The sequence below is a fragment of the Tsukamurella asaccharolytica genome, assembly GCF_007858435.1.
In the GTDB taxonomy this organism is placed as follows: Bacteria; Actinomycetota; Actinomycetes; order Mycobacteriales; family Mycobacteriaceae; genus Tsukamurella; species Tsukamurella asaccharolytica.
Window position 1 is genome coordinate 1 of the sequence record NZ_VIGW01000083.1, and the last position, 500, is coordinate 500.

Sequence of the window (500 nt, forward strand, 5' to 3'; positions counted from 1 at the left end):
CGTTAAAAATCCTGGCCCAATTGCAGATAGACCCATTAAAAAAACAGCCCCAAGAATTGCACTACGCCGCGCTTTTGTGTTCTCGTTAATATTATAGGGCTGAGTTGAAATATCCCTTTCCATAGATGGCTCCTTTGGTTTTAGATAATCTATTATATTTATTGTTTATTATTTTATGGCTTATTTCATATATAGATATAGCATCAAATAGATATTTTTAATTTATTTTTTATCTACACAAAAATTATTAAATTTCAAGCAAATGTACTATTTTGAGATAGTTCATCGATAATTAAGCTTTAATTTTAATTCCTTGTTCTGTTAAAGATTGACTAATTTTTTTCTCAAATTTTAATGCCGCTACCCCATCACCATTCCCACAAATCGTCTCTGCTTTTAATGGACTGGTACTTCCTGTTACGTTAGTTACGGATTGTTCCCTTACCATCTGCAGAACTTGCTCAGTAGAAATAACATGATCAGTAATTAAGGCATTAGGT

1 protein-coding gene is annotated in these 500 nt (G+C 31.8%); it reads right to left on the reverse strand.

What is annotated here, in order from left to right; genetic code table 11:
• Window positions 1-292: 292 nt before the first annotated feature.
• Window positions 293-500, reverse strand: a 208-nt coding sequence (locus FK529_RS21025) for a LamB/YcsF family protein (RefSeq protein ID WP_193559740.1), incomplete at its 5' end; no start/stop codon positions are given.